Source organism: Iodobacter violaceini, from assembly GCF_011601265.1.
GTDB lineage: Bacteria > Pseudomonadota > Gammaproteobacteria > Burkholderiales > Chitinibacteraceae > Iodobacter > Iodobacter violaceini.
Genome location: NZ_JAAOLX010000005.1, coordinates 1 through 23174 on the forward strand (window position 1 = coordinate 1; position 23174 = coordinate 23174).

At 49.1% G+C, this 23174-nt stretch carries 24 protein-coding genes; 5 read left to right on the plus strand and 19 right to left on the minus strand.

The window, feature by feature from the left end; translation table 11 throughout:
- Positions 1–328 precede the first annotated feature (328 nt).
- Positions 329–652, minus strand: coding sequence for a DUF2325 domain-containing protein (locus HA050_RS10350; RefSeq protein ID WP_166825524.1), 324 nt, complete (start codon positions 650–652; stop codon positions 329–331).
- Between the two features lie 457 nt (positions 653–1109).
- On the opposite strand from HA050_RS10350, the gene HA050_RS10355 reads away from it, so the two are divergent.
- The 3 genes from HA050_RS10355 to HA050_RS10365 are packed head-to-tail and all read left to right on the plus strand — an operon-like array spanning position 1110 to position 4025.
- A complete protein-coding gene (locus tag HA050_RS10355; protein WP_166825527.1) occupies positions 1110–2294 on the plus strand; it encodes a Re/Si-specific NAD(P)(+) transhydrogenase subunit alpha in 1185 nt (394 codons plus the stop codon).
- Positions 2295–2304: 10 nt separating this feature from the next.
- Complete coding sequence (locus HA050_RS10360) at positions 2305–2658, plus strand: proton-translocating transhydrogenase family protein (RefSeq protein ID WP_099399193.1); 354 nt, start codon at positions 2305–2307, stop codon at positions 2656–2658.
- Complete coding sequence (locus tag HA050_RS10365) at positions 2658–4025, plus strand: NAD(P)(+) transhydrogenase (Re/Si-specific) subunit beta (RefSeq protein ID WP_166825530.1); 1368 nt, start codon at positions 2658–2660, stop codon at positions 4023–4025. The genes HA050_RS10360 and HA050_RS10365 overlap by 1 nt, the downstream gene beginning before the upstream one ends.
- An 84-nt stretch (positions 4026–4109) precedes the next feature.
- On the opposite strand, the gene HA050_RS10370 is transcribed toward HA050_RS10365, so the two are convergent.
- Together HA050_RS10370 and mdtH are read right to left on the minus strand one after the other, a co-directional pair.
- Positions 4110–5420 carry a dicarboxylate/amino acid:cation symporter gene (locus HA050_RS10370; RefSeq protein WP_166825533.1) on the minus strand — a complete coding sequence of 437 codons (1311 nt, stop codon included), beginning with the start codon at positions 5418–5420 and terminating at the stop codon, positions 4110–4112.
- Positions 5421–5725: 305 nt separating this feature from the next.
- Positions 5726–6940: a multidrug efflux MFS transporter MdtH gene (mdtH, locus tag HA050_RS10375; protein WP_166825536.1), complete on the minus strand. Its 1215-nt coding sequence runs from the start codon at positions 6938–6940 to the stop codon at positions 5726–5728.
- Positions 6941–7032: 92 nt separating this feature from the next.
- On the opposite strand from mdtH, the gene HA050_RS10380 reads away from it, so the two are divergent.
- Positions 7033–7920 carry a LysR family transcriptional regulator gene (locus HA050_RS10380; protein ID WP_166825539.1) on the plus strand — a complete coding sequence of 296 codons (888 nt, stop codon included), beginning with the start codon at positions 7033–7035 and terminating at the stop codon, positions 7918–7920.
- Between the two features lie 50 nt (positions 7921–7970).
- Here the strand turns inward: HA050_RS10380 and HA050_RS10385 are convergent, their stop codons facing one another.
- The 13 genes from HA050_RS10385 to HA050_RS10445 form a co-directional block, all read right to left on the minus strand.
- Positions 7971–8567: an SRPBCC family protein gene (locus HA050_RS10385; protein ID WP_166825541.1), complete on the minus strand. Its 597-nt coding sequence runs from the start codon at positions 8565–8567 to the stop codon at positions 7971–7973.
- 11 nt (positions 8568–8578) lie between these two features.
- Complete coding sequence (locus HA050_RS10390) at positions 8579–9133, minus strand: dual specificity protein phosphatase family protein (protein ID WP_166825544.1); 555 nt, start codon at positions 9131–9133, stop codon at positions 8579–8581.
- A complete protein-coding gene (locus HA050_RS10395) occupies positions 9134–9610 on the minus strand; it encodes a hypothetical protein (RefSeq protein WP_166825547.1) in 477 nt (158 codons plus the stop codon). It abuts the gene before it with no gap.
- Positions 9601–10725 carry an MGDG synthase family glycosyltransferase gene (locus HA050_RS10400; protein WP_166825550.1) on the minus strand — a complete coding sequence of 375 codons (1125 nt, stop codon included), beginning with the start codon at positions 10723–10725 and terminating at the stop codon, positions 9601–9603. The genes HA050_RS10395 and HA050_RS10400 overlap by 10 nt, the downstream gene beginning before the upstream one ends.
- Positions 10726–10825: 100 nt before the next feature.
- Entirely contained in the window at positions 10826–11311 is a 486-nt protein-coding gene (locus tag HA050_RS10405; RefSeq protein ID WP_099399184.1) for a retropepsin-like aspartic protease family protein, read from the minus strand.
- 36 nt (positions 11312–11347) lie between these two features.
- Complete coding sequence (locus HA050_RS10410) at positions 11348–13144, minus strand: diguanylate cyclase (RefSeq protein ID WP_166825553.1); 1797 nt, start codon at positions 13142–13144, stop codon at positions 11348–11350.
- Positions 13145–13465: 321 nt separating this feature from the next.
- Positions 13466–13645 carry a hypothetical protein gene (locus HA050_RS10415; protein WP_166825556.1) on the minus strand — a complete coding sequence of 60 codons (180 nt, stop codon included), beginning with the start codon at positions 13643–13645 and terminating at the stop codon, positions 13466–13468.
- Positions 13646–13703: 58 nt separating this feature from the next.
- Complete coding sequence (locus HA050_RS10420; protein WP_166825559.1) at positions 13704–15647, minus strand: helicase-related protein; 1944 nt, start codon at positions 15645–15647, stop codon at positions 13704–13706.
- 85 nt (positions 15648–15732) lie between these two features.
- Complete coding sequence (locus tag HA050_RS10425) at positions 15733–16809, minus strand: AI-2E family transporter (protein WP_205836402.1); 1077 nt, start codon at positions 16807–16809, stop codon at positions 15733–15735.
- On the minus strand, positions 16806–17117 hold the full coding sequence (locus HA050_RS10430; protein WP_205836403.1) for a P-II family nitrogen regulator: 312 nt from the start codon (positions 17115–17117) through the stop codon (positions 16806–16808). Before HA050_RS10430 ends, HA050_RS10425 begins: the two co-directional genes overlap by 4 nt.
- Positions 17114–18055 carry a sodium-dependent bicarbonate transport family permease gene (locus HA050_RS10435; protein ID WP_166825562.1) on the minus strand — a complete coding sequence of 314 codons (942 nt, stop codon included), beginning with the start codon at positions 18053–18055 and terminating at the stop codon, positions 17114–17116. Before HA050_RS10435 ends, HA050_RS10430 begins: the two co-directional genes overlap by 4 nt.
- A gap of 9 nt (positions 18056–18064) precedes the next feature.
- On the minus strand, positions 18065–18991 hold the full coding sequence (locus HA050_RS10440; protein ID WP_166826394.1) for a TerC family protein: 927 nt from the start codon (positions 18989–18991) through the stop codon (positions 18065–18067).
- A gap of 96 nt (positions 18992–19087) precedes the next feature.
- The gene (locus tag HA050_RS10445; RefSeq protein WP_166825565.1) at positions 19088–19945 is read right to left on the minus strand and encodes a zinc metalloprotease HtpX; all 858 of its coding nucleotides are present in this window, start codon (positions 19943–19945) and stop codon (positions 19088–19090) included.
- A 421-nt stretch (positions 19946–20366) separates the two neighbouring features.
- Here HA050_RS10445 and nhaR point away from each other — a divergent pair, with 421 nt between their 5' ends.
- Positions 20367–21266 (plus strand): transcriptional activator NhaR, encoded by a 900-nt coding sequence (gene nhaR, locus HA050_RS10450; protein WP_166825568.1) that lies wholly within the window; start codon positions 20367–20369, stop codon positions 21264–21266.
- Between the two features lies 1 nt (position 21267).
- On the opposite strand, the gene HA050_RS10455 is transcribed toward nhaR, so the two are convergent.
- The 3 genes from HA050_RS10455 to HA050_RS10465 all read right to left on the minus strand — a co-directional run bounded on the left by HA050_RS10455 (position 21268) and on the right by HA050_RS10465 (position 23169).
- A complete protein-coding gene (locus HA050_RS10455) occupies positions 21268–21837 on the minus strand; it encodes an NAD(P)H-dependent oxidoreductase (RefSeq protein ID WP_166825571.1) in 570 nt (189 codons plus the stop codon).
- A gap of 54 nt (positions 21838–21891) precedes the next feature.
- The gene (locus HA050_RS10460; protein WP_166825573.1) at positions 21892–22266 is read right to left on the minus strand and encodes a MerR family transcriptional regulator; all 375 of its coding nucleotides are present in this window, start codon (positions 22264–22266) and stop codon (positions 21892–21894) included.
- Positions 22267–22392: 126 nt separating this feature from the next.
- Positions 22393–23169, minus strand: coding sequence for a ferredoxin--NADP reductase (locus HA050_RS10465; RefSeq protein ID WP_099399176.1), 777 nt, complete (start codon positions 23167–23169; stop codon positions 22393–22395).
- Between the last annotated feature and the right edge of the window lie 5 nt (positions 23170–23174).

Sequence of the window (23174 nt, forward strand, 5' to 3'; positions counted from 1 at the left end):
AATCCCTTCGCTGCCATCCACCCGCTGAGGTAAAAGCTGCTCACCCCATGCTGCGCCATCGCCAAGTTGCAGAGAAATAAGCCGCTGGTTTTGTGAGAAAGCAGCGGCGAAGGAGGCGAGCAAATCAGTAGCGCTCATCGGGATAACCACTTTAAAACTCAATGTACAACATTACATCAAGCTTTAAAGTTACGCACTACATCATCATTATTTATGCCCTAAGCGCCCGAAAGAATAAACGCTTACAAAGGTACAGACTGAGGACAACGCAGAGTCAGGCATCAGCCCAGCCAGGGATGCAAGCTGCATATACGGCTAATCAATAAGCTTAATGCGTCTTTCTGTTTGGGCAGGTATCACAGCTTTTTGTGCATTCGATTTTATCCAGTGACTGACTCAAGGCACAGACAGAGCGGCGGCAGGCTACAAAACGGATATTTTCTTCATGGGCTAATTCACGGTAAGCACGCATCACATTGTGGCTTAAAAAATCAGTAAACAAGATCAGGAGATCTGCGCCTTTTAAGCTGGCTGGCTTGCGCTGATGCGCTGCATTACGCCCTGAAACGTGTTTGTGCACTTTTATGCCATAGCTCGACAAAAGTTCGGGAATATTACCCAGCACATCTGCGCCTACTAAATATGCATTCATCACATGACCTTGATTAAGAGAAGTTAAATTGATTCTCCTATAAACGATAATGATTATCAATAGCATTTTTATTACAAAACAATCGTAAGCGCATGCAAACTGTAAGGTAAACAGCTACGCATTTGTCCTTTCGATAAAAAAATCAAAATAAATCATTTATATAGACGTCATTTTTTTCATACATGCATTTGAAAGTGATCTCCTTCAAGCTGTCTTTCCCCCTAAGCCTTCCCTGCCCTTTTGTAACGAATAAGGTGAATTACCTAGTAAAACAAAGCAGAAATAGGACACATTCACATGAAATACAACACCTTGAAACAATTTCAACACGTCTCTCAATAAATTAATGTTGCACTGCGATAAGATCAAAAGCGGTCTTATTGACACAGACCAATATTCAAACTGACATAAGCCTCCATTGTTTGCCCATTGCCCTAATCACCATGAGGAAACAGATATGTTAATTGCCATTCCCGCCGAAGTGCTGCCCGGGGAATTCCGGGTTGCTGCAACGCCGGAGACAATAAAAAAGCTGATTAAAGCCGGGCATACCGTCAGAGTTGAAAGCAAGGCAGGCCAGCACGCCGCCATTACCGATACCGCCTATACCGAGGCCGGCGCAGAAATTGCGCCAAACCCAGCAGCGCTTTACCAAGGCGCTCAACTTATTCTTAAAGTTCGTGCCCCTCTGGCGAATGAACTTCCGCTGCTCCCTGAACGTGCTGCCCTTGTCGCCTTGTTTGATATTCATCGCTACGCTCATTTAGACGCACTCAATGCCAAACAAATCAGCGCCTATGCCCTGGAGCTGATTCCCCGTATCACCCGTGCCCAATCCATGGATGTTTTATCCTCGCAAGCCAATATTGCGGGCTATCGTGCCGTATTACTGGCCACACAATACTATCCGCGCTTTATGCCCATGCTGATGACTGCGGCAGGCACGGTTAAGCCCGCGCGCGTACTGATTCTTGGGGCCGGGGTGGCCGGGCTGCAAGCGATTGCCACAGCAAAAAGGCTGGGGGCGATTGTTGAGGTTTTCGATGTGCGCCCCGCTACGCGTGAGCAAGTGGAATCTTTAGGCGGCAAGTTTATTGAAGTGCCGCTGAACGATGATGAAAAAGCCGCAGCAGAAACATCCGGCGGCTACGCCCGCGAGATGTCTGACAGTTACAAATTACGCCAGAGCCTGCTTATAGACAGCCAGGCACGCCTTGCCGACATCATCATCAGCACGGCACAAATTCCCGGCAAAGCAGCGCCGATACTCATCCCGGCAGAAACCGTAGCAGGAATGAAAGCGGGCTCGGTGATTATCGATCTGGCCGCAGACAGCGGCGGTAATTGCCCGCTATCCAGAAGTGATGAAGTCGTCCATAGCGAAAATGGCGTCATTATTGTGGGGCACAGCAATCTGGCCAGCTTGCTGGCGGCCGATGCTTCCGCACTCTATGCCCGCAATATGCTGACATTCTTAAGCCTGCTGCAAGATGCAGAGGGCGCATATGCTCCGCATAACGACGATGAAATCATCAAAGCCACGCTGCTCAGCCATCATGGCGAGCAATTATTTGGCCGTGCCCCTGCTCACGCAGAAGGCACGGTTGCCTCACATACAAGCCAACCCACTGCCAACGCATAAGGAGTAAGCCATGTCGATTGAATCTTTAGCCGCCTCTGCCGTTGCAGAGGCCAGCAGCCACGCGCTGGCTGCCGATCCTTTTATTGGCAGCCTGACTATTTTTATTCTGGCGATTTTTGTGGGTTATCACGTGGTCTGGAATGTCACCCCGGCCCTGCATACCCCTCTGATGGCCGTTACCAACGCCATCAGCGGCATTATTGTGGTGGGTGCCATGCTGCAAGTCGTGGATATCAATGCTCAGGAAATCAGCGTGACCAGTGTACTGGGCGCTGTAGCCATTTTTCTGGCCAGCATAAATATCTTTGGCGGATTTTTAGTCACACAGCGCATGCTGGCGATGTTTAAAAGGAAGGGCAAATAATGCAAAACTTAACTGCCATTCTTTATTTGGTTTCGGCTGTGCTGTTTATTTTGTCGCTTAAAGGCCTGTCGTCGCCTGTTTCGGCCCGGCGTGGCAATTTATTTGGCATGCTCGGCATGGCCATTGCCGTGATCACCTCATTTTTTGTAGCGGATAAACCTGTTGTCTGGCTGATTTTAGCCGCCATGTCGGCCGGTGCCGTGGCGGGAGCTTACAAAGCAAGAACCGTCGCGATGACCGCCATGCCGGAGCTGGTGGCAGCCATGCATTCTCTGGTTGGTCTTTCTGCCGTGCTGATTGCCATTGCTGCGATTTTTCATTTGGGTGTCAGCCACGGCAGCATGCAGAAAATCGAGCTTTTCATTGGCGCATTTATTGGTGCAATTACCTTTAGCGCCTCAGTGATTGCCTATGGCAAGCTTTCAGGCAAATTTGGTGCAAGGGCAATTAACTTTAAGGGCCAGCACGGTTTAAATCTGGTACTTGCCCTCACCATGCTGGGTTTTGGCGCAATGTATGTGCTTGCAGACAGCCAGTCAGCTTTTCTGATCATGGTTGGCATTGCACTCGCTCTTGGTGTGCTGCTGATTATTCCCATTGGCGGTGCAGATATGCCGGTGGTGGTGTCGATGCTGAATTCTTATTCAGGCTGGGCGGCTGCAGGAATTGGTTTTACGCTGAATAACCCGGTACTGATTATTGCCGGGGCCTGCGTTGGCGCATCGGGTGCAATCTTGTCGTACATTATGTGTAAAGCCATGAATCGCTCGATCGTCTCGGTGCTTTTAGGTGGCTTTGGTGCCGCCGTGGCCGAGGCTGGCCCTGCCGGATCAGCACAGAAAAACTACCGTTCCGGCAGTGCCGACGATGCAGCCTTTCTGATGGAAAACGCAGAAAAGGTCATCATCGTTCCTGGCTACGGCTTAGCCGTTTCCCGCGCCCAGCATGCCTTGCAAGAGCTGAGTGATTTACTGACTGCGCGCGGCGTGGACGTTCGTTACGCCATTCACCCTGTTGCTGGCCGAATGCCAGGGCACATGAATGTGCTGCTGGCCGAAGCCGAAGTGCCCTACGACAAAGTGGTGGAAATGGAAGAAATCAACAGCGAGTTTTCAACCGCCGATGTGGTACTGATTATTGGCGCAAATGATGTGGTTAACCCTGCGGCCAAAAACGATCCGGCCAGCCCGATTTACGGTATGCCCATTTTAGAGGCATATAAAGCAAAAACCGTGATGGTGGTCAAACGCTCAATGAACGCAGGCTACGCCGGGCTGGATAATGATCTGTTCTATATGGACAGAACCATGATGGTGTTTGGCGACGCTAAAAAGGTTGTTGAACAGATGCTGCAGGCGGTGCATTAAGCTTTGCAGGGCGGGCACACTTTTGCCCCGCAAACAAAAACGGCTCGGAAATCATCCGGGCCGTTTTTTGTAATACTCAAACCATCAAACCGTTGCAGGTTTATCCAAAACAGGAGCGGGCTGAGCTGCAACTTCTTGCTCTGTCTCTTCCGGCAGGACATCCTGCTCTGCGCCCAGCTCGTTTTCCCATTTGCAAACCACACCGGTTGCCACGGCATTGCCAAGTACATTAGTGGCTGAGCGGCCCATATCTAAGAAATGATCCACGCCCAAAATCAGCAAGAGACCCGCTTCAGGGATATTAAACTGTGACAGGGTTGCAGCAATCACCACTAAAGATGCACGCGGCACGCCAGCCATGCCTTTTGAGGTAAGCATCAGAATCAGCAGCATCATAATTTTTTGCATCATCGTCAGCTCAATACCATAGGCCTGAGCAATAAACAGCGTGGCAAAAGTGCAATACATCATCGAGCCATCAAGATTAAACGAGTAACCAATCGGCAAAACAAAGCTGGAAATTTTCTTATTACAGCCAAATTTCTCCAGCTGCTCCAGCGTTTGCGGATAAGCCGCTTCACTGCTTGCGGTGGTAAAGGCCAGCAGGATGGCACCACGGATGCGGCGTAATAAGCCAAACACGCGCGTTTTAAGGAATAAGAAACCCAGCAGCGTAATCACGCACCACAGCACAAAAATGCTTGCGTAAAAACCGGCCACAAATTTGCCATACACTGCCAATACTTCAATCCCTTCCTTGGCAATCACGGCAGCCATCGCGGCAAAAACAGCCACAGGTGCAAAATTCATGATGTAGGTGGTGATCTTCAGCATGACATGGGCAACCACATCGATTACATCAATCAAAGGTGTGGCACGTTCACCCAAAGCTGCGCCCGCTACACCAAAGAAAATAGAGAACACAACAATTTGCAGAATTTCATTCTTAGCCATTGCATCAAAAATGCTGGTCGGGAAGGCATGGTGCAAAAAGTCTTTTAAATTCATCGCACCTTTCACGATGCCACTCTCGGTGCCCACTGCAGGCAAGGCCAGATTCAGCCCTACTCCCGGCTCCAGCAGCGTCACCATCACCAAACCCAAAACCAGCGAGGTCAGCGACATAAACATAAACCAGCCCATGGTCTTTAAACCAATCCGGCCAATGGCACCGCTATCGCCCATTCTGGCAATACCTACCACCAGTGTTGAAAACACCAGCGGGGCAATAATCATTTTGATCAGGCGCAGGAAAATATCGCTAAGCAGCGATATATAAGAGGCAAAAGATGCAAGTGATGCGGAGTTATCCGCGTATTGGTTCACTGCATAGCCACAGATAATCCCCAGCACCATGGCCAGGACGATAAACAGGGTTAAATTTTTAGACTGCATCAAAGCTCTCTGTATTCTTAGCAAGCAAATCAGTACAAAACGGCTGGCCACCCTGCTTATTCAGCGGGCGGCATAACACGGTCTCTTTTAAAAAGAGACCGCAGGGAGCGGATTCCATTCAGATCTGAAGCTTACTTAGTTTTCTATTTTTAATTGGTGAAACGTTCTCATTCTCACCATGCGCCTTAAATTTCACGCCATTACACCGCAAGTCTTACTAATTAGCATGTGCATTATTTACACAAAAAGAAGATAAGCGGCACTTTCAAGCGACTCAATCGTGCTGAAACATGCCGCCAAAACACTTATGCAGACTGGGCTTTCAGCCAGTGACTCAGTATTTTGCGGGAGGGAAAAAACTGCTTAAACAAACCCAGAAGGGTTGCGCTTCCAATCAGGGCCAGCACCAGCCAGGGCAAAGCCGGCATATTTAAGCTGCGGGCGTGATCCAGCAAAAAGCCACCGCCGGTATAACCAAACAGCCCGCCAACAGCGAGCCCCATACGGCCCATGCCCATATAGCTGGCACGCGCTTCTGATTGTGCAAAGCTTGCCAATAGCGCTTCTCTGGCCGGCTCGGTAATTAATGTACCCAGATAAAAAAACGTCAGCACCGCAAATGCTCCGACGATACCGCTCACTAAGGCCATAGCGCCCATACTGGCCGTCATCAGCGTGATGCCAGCCAGTACCCGTACCTGCAAACTAAAGAAACGCTCTCCTAAACGAGCCAAAGGGTATAGTAAGCAAAGTGCAAGTACAGCATCAAGGCTATACATCCAGCCTACCGCTTGTGCTGTCCCCGCCAGTTGCTTAATCACCACCGGCAAGAGCAGCATAATTTGCACACAGAGCACGTAATAGCCGCTTAAGGTAAACACAAAAAAGAGAAAAGGCTTATCGGCCAAAACGACACGAATCGCTGTTATTGCCGATGTTCTTTTAGCAGCCACCCTGTAAGCGGGCAAAAACACCGCATTCAACAGCGCCACCAGCACAAAGACGGCTGAACCGCCCATACCTACCCAGAAAAAATCAAACGCCAGCAGCCACGAGCCCAATAAAGCCCCGAGCATGGCACCTGCACTTTCCTGCATCATCAGTAAGGAGTAAAAACGATTGCGCTCATGCGGGCGGGTTAATTTGATAATCAGCGCGCTTCTTGGCGGATCAAACAAGGTGCCGCCAAGACCCGATAAAACACAGGAAAAAATCAGAATACCAGGATGAGTCGCCACGGCCATGACGGCAAAACCCGCGGCACGCAGCAACATACCCGACACAATCAATGGCCTGGCCCCAAAGCGATCCGCTAAAGAGCCGCCAAGCAGGCCCAGGCCCTGCTGTGATAATTGCCTGATGCCCAAAGCCAGTCCCACAGCCGCTGCGGCCCAGCCCAGCTGATCCACAAAGTGCAGGCTGATTAAAGGGAAAACCAGAAAAAACCCACAAACACCCAGCATATTGTCCAGCATAATAAAACGCCGCCCCAGCCGCCTTGCCCGCTCTGCCCCAGCCATTTTGCATCTCCCTGATGATTAATGCATATTCTCGGCTGCGGCCAGTTATTATAGAAGCCGTGAACTGCTAATATTTAATATGGATTTTACTTATGGCTCTGAATATTGATGACTTGCAATTGCTAATCGATATTGTGGCATGTGGCAGCTTTAGTCAGGCAGCGGCAAGGCGTGGCTGGTCACAGCCTCAGGTCAGCCAGCGTGTTGGCTTGCTGGAGGCCGGTCTTGGCGCACAACTATTTCAGCGCCACCGCCGGGGCGCGATTCCAACGGCGGCCTGCATGTCTTTTTTGCCCTCCGTACAAGAAGCGCTCGCGACGCTGGAAGCAGGCAGAACAGCCATCCAGGGCGCACCCGCCCTGCCCAGAATGACGCTGGCCTGTATGCCCTCTTTAGCTTCCGTGGTATTTGGCCCCATTCTGGTGGCCCTTGCCAAAGCGCCGATGGAGATCCGCTGCAGCACCGATCACTCGCAAACCATTATGGAAAACCTGCTGAGCAGCAAGGCGCAGTTCGGCTTTATTCTTAAATGCCCCGCCGTAGCTGGTATTCAAATGGAGCGCATCTGGCGGTCACCCATTATTGCCGTGGTGCATAAACGCCACCCGCTCGCAAAATCCGGCGCTTTGACACTTGCCGATATTGCCAACGAGCAGCTGGCACCACAGTTTTGGGGTGATGGCTGTGATCAGCTGATCAATCAGCTGCGCAGCTTACGCAGCGCCAGCGGCCCGATTCACGCCATCCAGCCCGCGAGTGCCGCACGTGAAATGGCCATGGAGCATGGCTTTTTAACGTTTATGCCAGAAGTTGCCGTAAAACGGGATTTACGTGAAGGGCGGCTGATTAAGCTAGCCATCAGCGATTTACCACTTTGGGAATGGGAAGTGATGATGGCCTGGCGCAGCGGCAAGCGTAGCGATGTGAGTAAGCAGCTGGTGATTGATACGGTCAGAGCAATGGCTGCGGATTGGGCATAGCCTTCAGCCCAGCTACAGTTTTTTTCAAATTTGCAAACCACCAGATCCACTTACTTCAGTTTATTTCTGAGGGCATCCAGCATTTTGGGAATGCTGTCTTTGCTTAAGCTGTCCACAATCCAGCCAAGGCCCATCGGCACGGGGCCGGGATCAGTAAATACAAAATATTTAACCACCGTTTTGGCCGGGTTAGCAGCAGACGGCGTGATCAGCCAATAACCGGAAGTATCGGCAATGGTTTCATCGGCTTTTAAGCCTTCCCACTGCAACATTTTCCATGAAAGCTGACATTGTTGAGCGCCCTGCCTGGGCGTCATCTTTAAACGATACTTTTTAACCTTGCCCAATGGTAAATGTAAGGTCATATCCAGCACCGGGCTATCGTCCCCAGTTGTGGCCACCTTTACCTTAGCTACATTAGGCATAAAGCTTGGGTAATCCGCATAATTCTGGATCACCGCACACACTTTTTGCACGGGCGCATTCATCAGCGTAGCAGCCAGAAAGGTTTTACCCGCCTGATCTGCCTTACTCTGATCAACCATCGTCACCTGCTGCTCTGTCAGCGCATTGACATCAATCCCCTGCGCAGCGACTGCAGGTACAGCGAGGGCAAATAACACGCTCAGTAATAATTTATCAGGCATAAACAGCTCTTTTATTTTTCAACAGCAAGACGAATTTTTTCGATATCTACAGCATTTAAATATTTTGGAATATTGGTCCACATTGAGTGATAGCCATAAGCACCATTCATTAATTCATCCAGCGCCTGCTCTTTGCTCCAGCCCTGATAAAGAATGCGGTACATTGCCGAAATCAAGCCCGTACGATCCGCGCCATGCAGGCAATGCAATAAAACCGGCCCATCTGCCTGCTTTATTGCACGTAAAGCGGCAATCACATCTTTATCTTCAATATCCCAAGTATTCATCGGCACACGAATCGATTTCAGCCCCGTGTCTTTTAATATTTTCTGATCCGAATGAAAGGCACGCAAACTCACCACCGTCTTCACACCTAAAGACTGAATCAGCGCCACATCTTTAGCACCCAGCTGCGCGCTGCGATAAAACTGTGGGGTTATTCTGAATAAATTGGCCGATTGCTCAACAGGCTCGGCCCATTCTGCTTTACGTGCTGGCTGTGCTGCACAGACTGGCAAGGCTAAACACATCAAGACTAATAATTTAAATACTGCATTCAACATCATTCAGCCTTTTTTGAAAGAAAAATAAAACAGCAGCCCGGCGCCGAACAGGAAAGTCCAATAATCAACAGGTGCAAACCAGAACCAATTTTTATGCCATGGAATATACGCAGGGCTGAAATGATGAATCCCATAAGCCGGATTTAAAACAAACCAGAGATAATCTTCCACAATCCAAAAAAACATAATTGAGGCCAGCGCACGTAATTCCAGCCTGAGCGAGCATTGCTGCATAAAGAAAAACGGGAAATGAAAAAACAAGGCCACAAATGGAAACACCCATGCGTGATAACCCGTCATGGGCCTGCCGCCCCAAAAAATATCCAGCAACCAGTGTTTTTCTATACGCCAGGTCGGCAAGGCTGCGGCCCAGCCTGCCGCACCTTCAATCTGAATTTCTACCTGCGCAAAAAAGAGCCCCAGCAGAGCAACCCAAAACACAGTTAAGCCATTGGCCAGCCATTGCTTGTTTATGGGCATTTGGCCAGCACCGCATCAAGTACCTGCCGGCCTGCGGCTGCCCGCCCCAGAGCACGTGCTTTTGTGCTCATTTCGGCCAGCCTGGCGGGATTGTCTAATAAATACCTGATCCGATATTCTAAAGTCACCGCATCAAACGCTTTCAGCGCCACGCCTTGTTCTAATAAAAAATCCGCATTGCGTTCTTCCTGCCCCGGAATCGGTGCATTCACAATCATAGGCAGCCCCATCGCTAGGCATTCGGATGTAGTCAGGCCACCGGGTTTGGTCACTACCAAATCAGCGCATGCCATCAGCCGCTCTACTTTATGAGTAAAACCCTGTGGCAATACACGCCCGGGATAGCGCAGAGACAATGCCTGCAATGCCGCTAAAGCCGCCTCATTTTTACCCGCCATCACAATCAGCTGAAAATCGCCCTCCAGCTTCAGCAATCGCGCAGCAATGGTATCCAAACTCCCGAGGCCTGCGCCGCCGCCCATAAGTAAAATAGTTGTGCGTCTGGCATCGAGGCCAAACTCTGCAGCGCACTCCTCACGGCTGGCTACCGCTGCAAAGCCCGGCATAATCGGAATACCGCTTACGCTGATTTTCTCTGCAGCAATCCCTTGCGCCCGCATGCGAAAAGCCACTTCCTCATTTGCAGCAAAATAACCTGCCATACCTTCATGCACCCACATTCTGTGCAAATCAAAATCCGTCACCTGCACCCAGACCGGGTAATTCACAACGCCTTTATTCAGTAGTCTGGATAAGATTTCTGCAGGCAAAAAATGTGTGCAAATAATGGCATCCGGATTAAACTCTGCAATTTCTTTTAATAATGCCCGCGCATTCATCCGCTCCAGTTTTTTACGCAGTTTTTCTATAGAGCTGTCAGCCTGAGCATCATTGGTGAAATTATATAAATAGCCCCATAATGCAGGCGCATTATTAACCAGCTTGATATAAAAATCGGTATATAACTTTCTGAACCCCGCCGTTACATATTGCATCACATCTAAATGAACCACTTCCAGCGGTGTATCACCCAGATGGGCATAAGCACGAATGGCTTCAGCCGCACGCACATGCCCGGCTCCAGCCGAAACGCTCAGTAATAATATTTTTTTCATAAACTTTAATATACTTATTCAAAAGTGGGTAAGCAAACATAGCACTGATATTGAAGCGCTGAAAATAACCAGTACACACTATATAAATAATTCACCGCAATCAGCGATTCATTTTCAGAATCATCTGCTCGCCTTTTAATGTCATATCAAAGCGTTTAATGACATTCATCCCTAATAAAATTTCATCACCCAGCTGCGGCACTACCCCCACAGTCAGATGATTAAATTCAAAAGGACCAAATGAAAGCTGATCAATACTGGATAAATAGCCTTTCACCTCGCCATTGGCTGTTTGTGAAATATAGGGCTGGCCCGGCTTTAATTTTAAGCGCTCAGCCAGAGCGGCACTCATCGTTAAGGTTGTAGCCCCGGTATCAATCAGCAAAACCACAGGCTGACCATTGATATTGCCATTTAAACGAAAATGCCCGTCTCTGGAGCGCTGCAATGTTAATTCCTGCCCCTGCCCGGCTAAAAACGTACGTGTATTAGGATTATATTGATGCGCCAGAAAAACATTAAATCCCCAGTAAATCCCCACCGCAACCATTAACCACACCACAACAATTGAAAACGTTGAGCGCATACCCTTCCCTAAAACACAAAAACCATATACTACAAGCTATTGATGCAAATTTGATCCGGTAACATGACCGATATAACTCAGGCGATGCCGGCCCGCCGCTTTTGCCTGATAGAGCGCCACGTCGGCCGAGCCAATCAGCTCATCCATATCACGGCCATCATCAGGGAACCAGGCAAGGCCTATGCTCATGCCTGTCTGAACCTGATGGTTTTCAATCAGCAAAGGCTCATCAAAACTGGATAAAAGCCGCTGACAAATACTGATTGCATCTTCCTGGCTAATTGGAGCTGTCAGAATCATGGCAAATTCATCGCCGCCCAAGCGTGCAACCGTATCACTATGACGTAATGCCGCATTTAAGCGCTGCGCCACAATTTGTAAAAGCTGATCACCCACACCATGGCCCAGGCTATCGTTGATCCGCTTAAAATGATCTAAATCAATCAGCGCCAGCGCAAACTGGCCCCCCTGGCGCTGTGCCCGGGTATAGGCCTGTAATAAACGATCCTGAAACATCCGCCGGTTAGCCAGGCCGGTTAATGAATCGCTGTAGGCCATTTCTTCTAATTTACTCTGGCTTTCACGTAATTGCTCTAAGGTTTGCTGATGAAGCAATATTTCAAGCGATAATTCTTTTGTTCTTTGTTTTACTTTTTCTTCTAAAGAAACCTGATATTGCTCAGCCTCTTTCAAGCGTGCGGTTTTCTCTGTAACGGCCATATTTAACGCAGCTGTAGCCGCTTTTTTAAGGCTGTTTACTTTTTCAGCCAAAGCCTGTGAAAACATAATGGCGCTCCACGCACCCGCAACAAAGTAAAAAGTCGTATTAAACCGATCCGCTTCGATTACACCCTGAGTTAATAATACCAATAAAGTACTGCCCACTAATGTTGGCCCTTCCCCTATTAAATAGCATCTTGCCCAGACCGATCCTAAATAACTAAGATAAGCAGACATACCCAATACCAGCGGCAGCCATACTCCTCCCGCCCATTGTGTAAGCAACTCCGCCCAGGAATATTGCCCCGCAAAAACCAGCCCAATAGCGGATAAATAAATGGCAACCACACCATATAGAGTGTAGCTGAACCATTTTCTTCTTTTTATATTCCCAAGCAGGGAAATAGCAAAAAGCACAGAAAAAATACCAGTCGTTGCAGTAATGCAGGAAGACAAGCCTTTAAACCTGTGAAATGAAGTGGACCACAATATATTTAAATCAAGACCATTAATATTCACTGAGTAAAACATATAACTGACAATGGCAAAGAAATACAGCAAAAACATGCTGTCTCTTATTCTTAGATAAATAAATAAATTATATACAGACAACCCGAACATAATGCCAAGCAGTAATCCATATAAAAGATATTCAGTTAAAGTTAAATCAATCCATTTTTCCTGCTGCCATATTCTGACAGGAAAAATAAATGCGCTGTGCGATACCGAGCGCCAGTAAATCACCATACTTTGCTGATCATTAAATGTGACCGGGTAAAAAAAAGGCCTGCCATAAGATGGATGGGCAGAAAAGGGCTCATATTTTTTTGAAACTTGCTTAATATATTGGCCATTTTGATCAGGAGAATAAAACTGCAATTCAACCGGACTAAAAATCTGATAATCCAGCCACCAGCGGGCAGGCGCATCAGCGCCACGCTCAAGCTTTAAGCGAAACCAGATAGGGTAACGAATTCTCGCCAGCACATTACGCCCGCCTGCCGATACAAAATCAGCCTTGCTGCGTACCTCATCAAACGTCATGATTTCTGAGGTATCAACAAAATATTCAAGCTTTGAGTTGATATAGGCGCCGCTGCTGTCTGGCTGCACAAGAAACGCCGGGAAAGCATCATCCGCCCAGGCTGGGGAAAGAAAAAAAACAATACAAAAAAAGAATACCCTGAGCATTTTTATTGTCTGATTTTTATAAAAAGCATGCCTGAACTCCAGTCCTGCGACAGATTATATGAATATAGCAAAAACCCATACACTTATCTGTCTTTGTTCTTACTCTGTAGAACATAAAAATCATATTAATCTAAAAATTCAACCGCTTATATTCAGGAATAAACTGACAAAAGTCTTTCGATTATCGATAAAAACCATCCTAAATAGGCTCACAAATATGTGCGGCTAAAGTAACCTGATATTTTACGAGCAGCCATGGCGCTGATTAATGGTAAAGATTGCGGCAAGGGAGTGCAGGCGTTCTGGCACTGAAAAAGCCATAGAAAGCCCGGATACAGAAATGAGAAATAAAAATGCTTCAGCGGCGGCAATCCAGCCAGCAGCGGTGGTGATATTCAGGGCCGCCAGAGGCCATACTGGCAAATACTCATGAAGGCAGCAGGAGACACTGCGACCTCCCCTGCTTTGCCCGCGGCAGGCTTTATTTGGCCCAGGCGCCACGCCGGGCTTTGCCCACCTTAGCTGGTTTGCGGCTGGTGTTTTGCTTTTGTAAGAGCTTATCGATTTGCTCGGAAGTCGATTGCATTAAAGATTCGGCCATTTCTCCGCTCGGAAAAGTATCCGGCATTCTGAACCCCAGCCAGGCATAGGCAGAATACAGCTTGCAAGTGTCTTCCAGATATTGCAATTCATTGCGCCCGCCCATGCCATCCATGCGCAATAAAGGCGCAGCACGGCGTTTGGCGCGGGCTTGCGTCCAGTCTTTAAATGCCGATTCCAGCATGGCAAACTTGGTGGAGATCGGGCAAAGGCTGAACACAAAGCGATCATTCAAAGATAAAACCAGCGTATCCAGCCAGCGGGCTTTTTCGATTTGCTCGCTTAAATTGGCAGGCAGAAAGAATTCATCGTGCACATTAATATGCTTGGCAAACAGCTCAAGCAGGGGTTGCAACTTGGTTTCGCCCGTTGCGGCAGAAATCTGCTGCAGATAATCCAGATTTGGCGACACAAAGAAACCGGTACCGGGCAATGGCTCGGGCGCTTCCTTCAGTAAAGCGGCAATCATCTGATGTGTTTTAGCATCCAGCCCAGCCACATAGCCGGTTTCATGCTCGCCAAAACGCCCGGCCCGCCCGGCAATCTGTTTGGCCAGCGAGGCGGCAATCGTGCCGTCAGCGTAGCCATCCCATTTATTGGCGGTGGTAAAAATAATTCGCCTGGCAGGCGTATTCAGGCCCATGCCGATGGCGTCGGTGCCCACAACAATTTTAGTCTCACCGTCGATAAATCGCTCGGCCTGTGCCTGGCGTACTTCCGGGGATAAATTGCCGTAAATTGCCGACACTTTAAAACCCTGCTCAATCGCCTGATCGCGCCAGTTCAATACTTCACGGCGGGAAAACGCAATCAGCACATCGCCTGCCTGCAAATTAGACAAAGAGCCGAGCGGTTTTTTCTCCATTTCCAGCGGTGACATACGTTGTAGTTTGCGTACTTCTAATGTGCCGCCCACCCGCTTGACCAGGGATTCAATTGCAGGCTGTGCCTCCAGCGCACCGAGCAAATACACGGTGCTGGCGGGCACGCCACAGACCGCAGCCGTCCAGGCTGCACCGCGGTCCTGATCTTCTAAAAGTTGAATTTCATCGATCACCGCCACTTCAACCACCCGATTGGGGTTGAGCATTTCTACCGTGCTGGCCACATGGGTGGCTTCGGGGTGCAGCTTTCTTTGCTCGCCGGTAATCAGGCTGACCGCTACACCGGCATCCGTTAAACGGCGGTAATTTTCCAAAGCCAGCAAACGCAGCGGCGCTAAATACACGCCGGATTTGGCTTTCATCAGATGCTGCATGGCCGAGTGGGTTTTACCCGAATTAGTCGGCCCAAGAATGGCAATAAAGTGCCGTGGCATGGCTTGCGCCACGGTAAATGATTCGGGGTACAGCGATAAATTCACCGCGTTATGGGTTTTATCCGCCTGGCGGGTGGCCGCTTTGCCGCCTTTAAGCGCATCGATCCGATCTAACGCCAGCTGGCAACGGAAACGAGCCAGCTCGTATTTGGCCTGAAATGCCGACAGCGTTGCAGTGGGGTCGAGGTCAAAATCCCTGGCAATCACCAGCACCTGCTCAGCACAGAGCATAAGCTGCGCTTCTAATTTGGCGCGGGCCTCATCATTCCAGCGGGCTTTAAGCATGGCGAAACGCGCGGCACTATCGAGCTTGCGCCACTTAGCACTCTTACCTAAAAAACCCTCATCCGGCACCAGGTGATAGGGAATATGCAGACCATTAACGATGATTTCGCCCTGCACAGAAACCGCATAGCAACCATCGGTGGTCACCAGTGTGGCGTGATACGTGTGCAGGTAATCATGAATTAAGGAAATTTCTGGAGCATCACTGAGAGAGTCGGTCATAAGGTCTACTGTATTCGAGGTCAAAAATGGCTGAACGCCTTAGTCAGAAGTATACAGTAGCCCCTTCAATGCCGATGAAGACAGATTAAGGAGGCGGATTGGACAAAGCATTTTCGTCATCCAGCCATTCCCGCCACACTGCCAGTGCAACCGCCAGAATCACTGGCCCTAAAAACAAGCCAACCAGACCAAAAGCAGCTAAGCCGCCCAGCACACCAAACAGCGCCAGAATAAACGGGATATTCACAACCTCTGACAAAACCAAAGGCCGGACAATATTATCCACCCAAGAAACAACCAGGACGCCCCAAAGCAGCAGCCCTATTCCCGCCGCAGTTTGCCCGGTAAAGAGCAACCACAAACCCGCAGCGCCCCACACCAGCGGCGTACCAAAAGGCACCATGGCCAGCAATACCGTCACCGCCGCCAGGGTAACCGGGGCAGACAGGCCAGCTGCCCAATAGCCTAAACCTGCCACAGCACCCTGAATCAGCGCCGTCAGCACAATGCCATACACCACCGCCCGCGTAGTTAAAGCAACCGTTTTTAAATAGCCGCCAGCCCGCTCGCCCAATAAAGAAATACAGATGGTACGGATTTGCCGCGCCACACTATCGCCATGTAAATACACAAAAAAGAGCGTAAACAAGGCAAAAACCATTTTTATGATGTTTTTGCCGATGCCGCCCAATAGCGCAAACGCATAGGCATCCAGCTGACGTAAATGATTTTTAAGTTCGAAGCTGATTTGTGCCGGCTCTGCCAGTAAAGCGCCGAGCGACGCACTCAGCTCAGCCCCAAAAATGGGCAACTTGCTTATAAATGCAGGCGGCCTGATCCGACCCGATCCAAGCTCTGCGGTGAGTAAATCAAGCAAGGGGCTGCTTTCTGCTCTGAGTAAAAACAACAGCCAGAGCACAGGAAACACGACCAAAGCCGACATCAGTAACGTCAGCAGCAAAGCGGATGCCGTCTGTCTTTTGCCCATTTTCTTTAACAGCCAAAGATACAAAGGCCATGTTGAAAAACCTAAAATGCCCGCCCACAACATGGGAATAATAAAAGGCGTTAATACTACAGACACCGCCAGCACCAGTGCCCCGAGGAACATCACAAGCAGCACACGCTTTGCCAGGGGATTGGTGGTGAGCTCCCGCATCATTCAAATTTTTCCGATCGTAAAACTTCAACATCCTGCAAAAAGGCCACCATGGCGTAATTGGCAAAGTAGTGCGTTTGCAGGTGCAATAATGTGGATTCTGCAATGTCCCGTGGTGAAATCATTTCAATGCGGATATTGGCAGACTTTGTCCATGCACCTTCCCTGACCCCATGGCTGCCCCGGCCACGCGCATCCGAAATGGTATAGCCACGCACGCCAAGCCGGTCTAAATCACGCACCAGCACCTGCTCTATAGCGGCCTCTGTAATCACAGTTAATAGTGTGCGTGCCTGTGTATTCAAACTCATCCTGTGGCTCCGGTCAGAAAAAGGGCAAGCTGATGATAAAGAGGAATCCCAATCACAATATTGAATGGGAAAGTGACGCCCAGTACAGCGGCCAAAGAAACAACCGGGCTGGCCTCAGGAATGGCAAGGCGCATCGTAGCGGGCACGGCAATATATGAAGCACTCGCAGCCAGCGTAGCCAGCAAGGTGATGCCACCCGCAGATAAACCCAGCAAAATGCCGGTACCAGCCCCAAGGACAGCCCCTGTAAGCGGCATCAGTATTGCAAATACCAGGATAAAGAGTCCCCGCTTTTTAAGCTCATCCACCTGATGGCTCACTATCAGCCCCATTTCCAACAAGAACAGAGCCAGCACACCCTTAAACAAATCAAAAAACAATGGTTTAACCGGCGCAAGGCCTTCCGGGCCAGCAGCCCAGCCAATCAGCATCCCTCCCAGTAATAAAGTCACACCTTTACCAAGCAATGCTTCATGCGCCAGCTCGCCCCAGCGCGTTTGCCTGCCTATCCCGCGCGCCAGCACAATGCCCACTAAAATGGCAGGGATCTCCATCACCGCCAAAAAAATGGTCATCTGTGATTCAAACGGAATATCCCGCGTCATCAGCCAGTTCACACCCACGGCAAAAGTCGCAACGCTGACCGAGCCATAGTGTGCAGCCATTGAAGACGCATCGGCACGTGAAAAACGGCCAATAAACTTCAGGATAAAAAAGGCAATAAAGGTGAGCAAAACCCCCAGCACCACCACTGCTAAAAGCTGTGGCAGTAAGGGTGCCAGAGGTTGAGAAGCAAGACCTTGCCCACCTTTTAAACCGATGGCCACAAGAAGAAAAACAGAGAGGGATTCATACAGGGCGACGGGCAGCTTCAATTCCGAACGCAGCAAGCCCGCCGCCAGGCCAAATAAAAAGAATGAAACAACCACATCCATCATCGATACAACTCAATCAGGCTTACGCGATACATAAAGACTGGCAACCACACTCCCTGCAATGAGCACCGTAACTACAGTTAAAGAGATCGCAATCGGCATATGAAACCAAGGCATGATGAGCATCTTTGTACCAATAAAAGTCAGCACCAGCGCCAGGCCATACTGCAGCAAGTGAAAGCGGTCAGCCATATCGGCCAACAGGAAATACAAAGCACGCAGGCCAAGAATGGCAAAAATATTTGAGGTAAAGACAATAAACGGATCGGTTGTGATCGCAAAAATAGCCGGAATAGAATCAACCGCAAAAACCACATCTGAGATTTCAACCAAAACCAGCACTAAGAACAAAGGCGTGAAATAACGGATACCATTTTTCTTAACAACAAACTTTTCGCCATGGTGATCATCGGTCACACGCAAGTATTTTCGTGCAATTTTAAGCACCGGGTTTTGGGTCATGTCAGGCTCTTCTTCTGCCACAAACAGCATACGAACCCCTGTAATGACTAAGAATGCACCAAACAAATACAGCACCCAGCTAAATTCCTGAACGACCCATGCGCCAGCCAGAATCATCACCGCCCGCATCACCAGCGCACCTAATACACCATAAACCAGCACGCGGCGCTGAAATTCGGCCGGAACATTAAATGCTGTAAAGATCAACAAAAAGACAAAAACATTATCAACAGAAAGCGATTTTTCTATCAGATAGCCGGTAAAAAACTCTAAGGCTTTACGGTCGGCAATTTCTGCGCCTGCTGTGCCCGTTAAATACCACCACATACCGGCATTAAACAGCAGTGCTAAGCTAATCCATACCAAAGACCAGCTTGCAGCCTCTTTAACGCTGACCTTGTGGACTTTGCTGCCACCAAACACAAATAAGTCGAGGGCCAGCATCGCCAGTACAAAGGCAATAAACGCCCCCCACATCCACGGCTCGCCAATTGAAACTGCTGCATTCACGCTAAGACTCCCATTGATAAAACACAGAAAAAAACCCACAAATACTTACATCAAATCTAAAATTTAAGCATGGCGCTTTAGTAAGCTAATTCGTTCATCCAAACTGGGGTGAGACATAAATATTCGTTTTACCCCACTGGCAAGGCTGCCTTTAATTCCAAAAACAGCCATTTTTTCCGGCAAAGGCGTGTAGCGCTCGCCATTTAAACGCTCTAATGCGGCAATCATTGCCGGCCTTTGCGATAAGCCTGCCCCGCCTTCATCAGCACGAAATTCAAGCTGGCGGGAAAATCGCATCAGTAATGCTGCGGATAAAACACTAAACACTAAAACCGCAAACAGCATGGCAATAAACCTTAGTATTTCGTCCGGCTGAATCAGAAAGAGAGCAAACACAGCATAGCTGCTGAATACAGATAAATAAAAAACCCCCAGATTCAGCACGCCTTGATAAGCAATCAGCTTTGGCATATCCCTGTAAGCCAGGTGGCAGATTTCATGCCCCAGCACAGCCTCCGCCTCAGCCCTTGGCATAAAAAACAAGAGGCCATTCGACACTGAAATCATGCTGTGGCTCACGCCAGAAGCATATGCATTCATATCTGCAGAATCATAAATTCCCACTTCCGGGAGGGGAATGCCTGCCAGCCTTGCTTGTTTTGCAACCGTAGCCAGCAACCAGCCCTCTACATCATTTCCTGGTGTATTCAGCATTTTGCTTTCCAAAGATTGCTTCGCTTTATATCTGGAAAACAAAAAAGCAAAATAAGCGCTCAATAGTGAGACAAACAACACCACAACTAAAACTTCAAAAAACCCCAAAGCAGACTGATGGATATCTGCTCCGGTAAAGTGATAAGCAAATACAAGCAACAATATCAGTGCCAGATTGCTTAAGAAAAACCACCCCATCCTTTTCATTTTTTTTGTCCTGCAAACAAGCCGCGGGCACCTTTTTCTGATGCAACACAACGCGGCTTTCAACCACTAACCGATAACCGACCCTGACGAAACAAGTCTTCCCCACAAACCATTGCACAGAGAGGCACTCTGTAAAAAACGACCTCTGCAAAGGTTTAGTTGTAAGCTTACCGCGTTTAAGCCCTGCACTTTAAGAAGCCCTGAGTTCAGATCTGCGAACGGTCATTTTTAGCGGGCTCACCCTTACTTATGCTTAAGCGTTCCGGGTTTAAGATTGTTTACACGTCATTGAAAACGAATCCGGCTGGCCAATAAATCTGCCTGGACAATTTGTTTGTTTATTCTAGCCTTGCTTTTACACAAATAAAAACAGATTATTCTTGATGAATTGATCGTTAAAACTTGATGGAAAAAACCCGGCATGCTCAATTACAAGCAGCTTTATTACTTCTGGAACGTCGCCAAAGCAGGCAGCATTACCCGGGCAGCTGAACAATTGCACCTCACCCCACAAACCATCAGCGGCCAGCTGGCCGAGTTAGAACGCTCTTTAGGCGCAGATTTATTCCGCCGCACTGGCAGGCGCCTGGAGCTTACCCCCGCCGGGGAAATGGCCAACGAGCATGCGCGGGAGATTTTTCAGATTGGCAATGAGCTGGAGCAAACACTAAAAAGAGGCAATACCGAACAAACCTTCCGGGTAGGGGTAGCAGATGCAGTACCCAAATCAATTGCTTACCAGCTCCTCGCCCCCGCAATTGCCCTTGCCGATCCGGTACGGCTGATTTGTTATGAAGACAAACTGGAGCGCTTGTTCGCAGAGCTTGCCATTCATAAATTAGATTTAGTCATCGCCGACCAGCCGCTCCCCTCCGAGCTGGGTGTAAAAGGCTATAACCACTCACTTGGGCAATGCGGCATTGCCCTCTACGCTGTGCCCAAACTCGCCGCGCGCTTTCACGAAGGGTTTCCCCTCTCGCTCAACGGCGCGCCACTGCTGCTACCGGGCGATAAAGTAGCAGTGCAAGCGCCGCTGTTGCGCTGGTTTCAGGAGCAAGATATTCAGCCACGAATTATCGGACAATTTGATGATAGCGCCCTGATGAAGGCATTTGGCAGAGCAGGAGCAGGTCTGTTTCCTGCCCCGGCCATCATGGAAGAAGAAATCCAAAAGCAACAGGGAGCCGTGCTGATCGGCCATATCAAATCCGTAGTGGTGAACTACTACGCTATTTCAGTAGAAAGGCGGCTCACTCATCCGGCGGTACTGGCTGTAAGTGAAGCGGCCAGGCAATCCATATTTGCAAGAAAAATGGCCTAAGCTAAGCCGCAGCAGCACGACGCACCTCAGCCAGCCATTGCTCTCGCCGTTTAAGGGTAGACCCCAGCACAGGCCCAAAGCTAGAAATGCGCACTGGCATGACACCGCTAAACTCCAGAATGGTTTTTTTCATCTGATGATGGCCGGGCATGCGGTAAATCCAACGAAAATACCAAGGTGGCGAATCCATAGTCACCAATAAATGCGCACTACGCCCTGCCAGCAATTTATCCCATAGCGATGAATTGGCACGATACTTAAAAGCGAATCCCGGCAAAAAAATTCGATCGATAAACCCTTTCATCAAGGCTGGCATGGCTCCCCACCAAATCGGGTAAACGAACACCAAATGCTCAGCCCAAAGCAGCGCTTGCTGCGCCGCCAGCAAATCAGGCTCCAGTGGCTGAATCTGCGCATAGCCGTGATGCAACACGGGATCAAATTGCAAATCACCAAGACTGATCTGCCTCACCTCTTTGCCCGCCTGAAGCGCAGCCTGTGTATAGGCCCCGGCCAAAGCACCGCACAAACTATCCGCGGAGGGATGACCAAGAATCACTAAGATTTTCATTGCACGGCCTTTATCTAAAAAAGGACATGCTAAAGCTTGCCCTCAGGGGCAGAGTCAAGCAAAACAATCTGCCAGGCTAGCCTGTATTTCTGGGCAGGCGCTGATTTCCAGGCTAAGCGCCTCTAGTTGGCCATCCAGTTGCTCAAGATGTTTAATTTCAGCGGCAATGCTTAAGCGCTTACTGGCCAGTAAGCGCTTCAATTGCTGCCAATCTGGCTGGTTTTGGCTATTTTTTAAAAAATGCAGCTCAGACAACTTAAAACCCAGCACCTGAGCCTGCCTGATTAAACGAAGCAACAACACATCGCGATCAGCATAAACACGATATGCCCCTGAGCGCTGTACCGCCCCCAGCAAACCCAGCACCTCATAGTGCCGGATGGCCTTGGGCGATGCGCCTGTCAACTTAGCTAGCTCTCCAATATACATACGGACTACTCATGGTGAATTAATCAACAGGATGCTGACAATATTGGACTAATCATAAAATGCGCTCAGCAAGCTGCAAAAAAAAATGGCCACAATGTGGCCATTTTCTATTGGATAAAAACTCGCTTACTTCTCTACAAATGCGCGCTCAATCACATAATCGCCAGGCTGGCCGATACGCTTGGACACCTGGAAACCACGCGCATCGAGTAGCGCGCAAGTGTCTTTCAGCATGGCCGGACTGCCGCAAAGCATGGCACGGTCTGTTTCCGGGTTAAGCGGAGGCAGGCCAATATCGCGCTCCAGCTTACCCGATTCAAACAAATCAGTTAAACGCCCCTGGTTACGGAATGGCTCACGCGTCACTGTTGGGTAGTAAATCAGCTTCTTTTGTACTTCTTCACCAAAGAACTCATTGTGTGGCAGCTCTTTCTGGATGAAGTCGGCATACGCCAGCTCGCTCACGGTACGCACACCGTGAACCAGAATAATTTTTTCGTATTGCTCGTAAGCTTCAGGATCCTGAATCAGGCTCATAAATGGCGCAAGACCGGTACCTGTTGAAAGGTAATAAAGGTTTTTGGCAGGCTTTAAATCGCTCAATACCAAAGTACCTGTTGGCTTACGGCTAACCAGCAGTGGATCACCTTCTTTCAAGTGCTGCAGACGGGAAGTCAGCGGGCCGTCTTGCACTTTAATGCTGAAAAACTCCAGCGTTTCGGAGTAATTCGGGCTGGCAATCGAGTAAGCACGCATCAGCGGCTTGCCGTTCACTTCAAGACCAATCATCACAAACTGGCCGTTTTCAAAACGCAGCGAATCATCGCGGGTAGTCGTAAAGCTGAACAGCGTATCGTTCCAGTGACGAACCGATAACACGTGTTCGGTAGCAAAAGCGCTCATGTTTT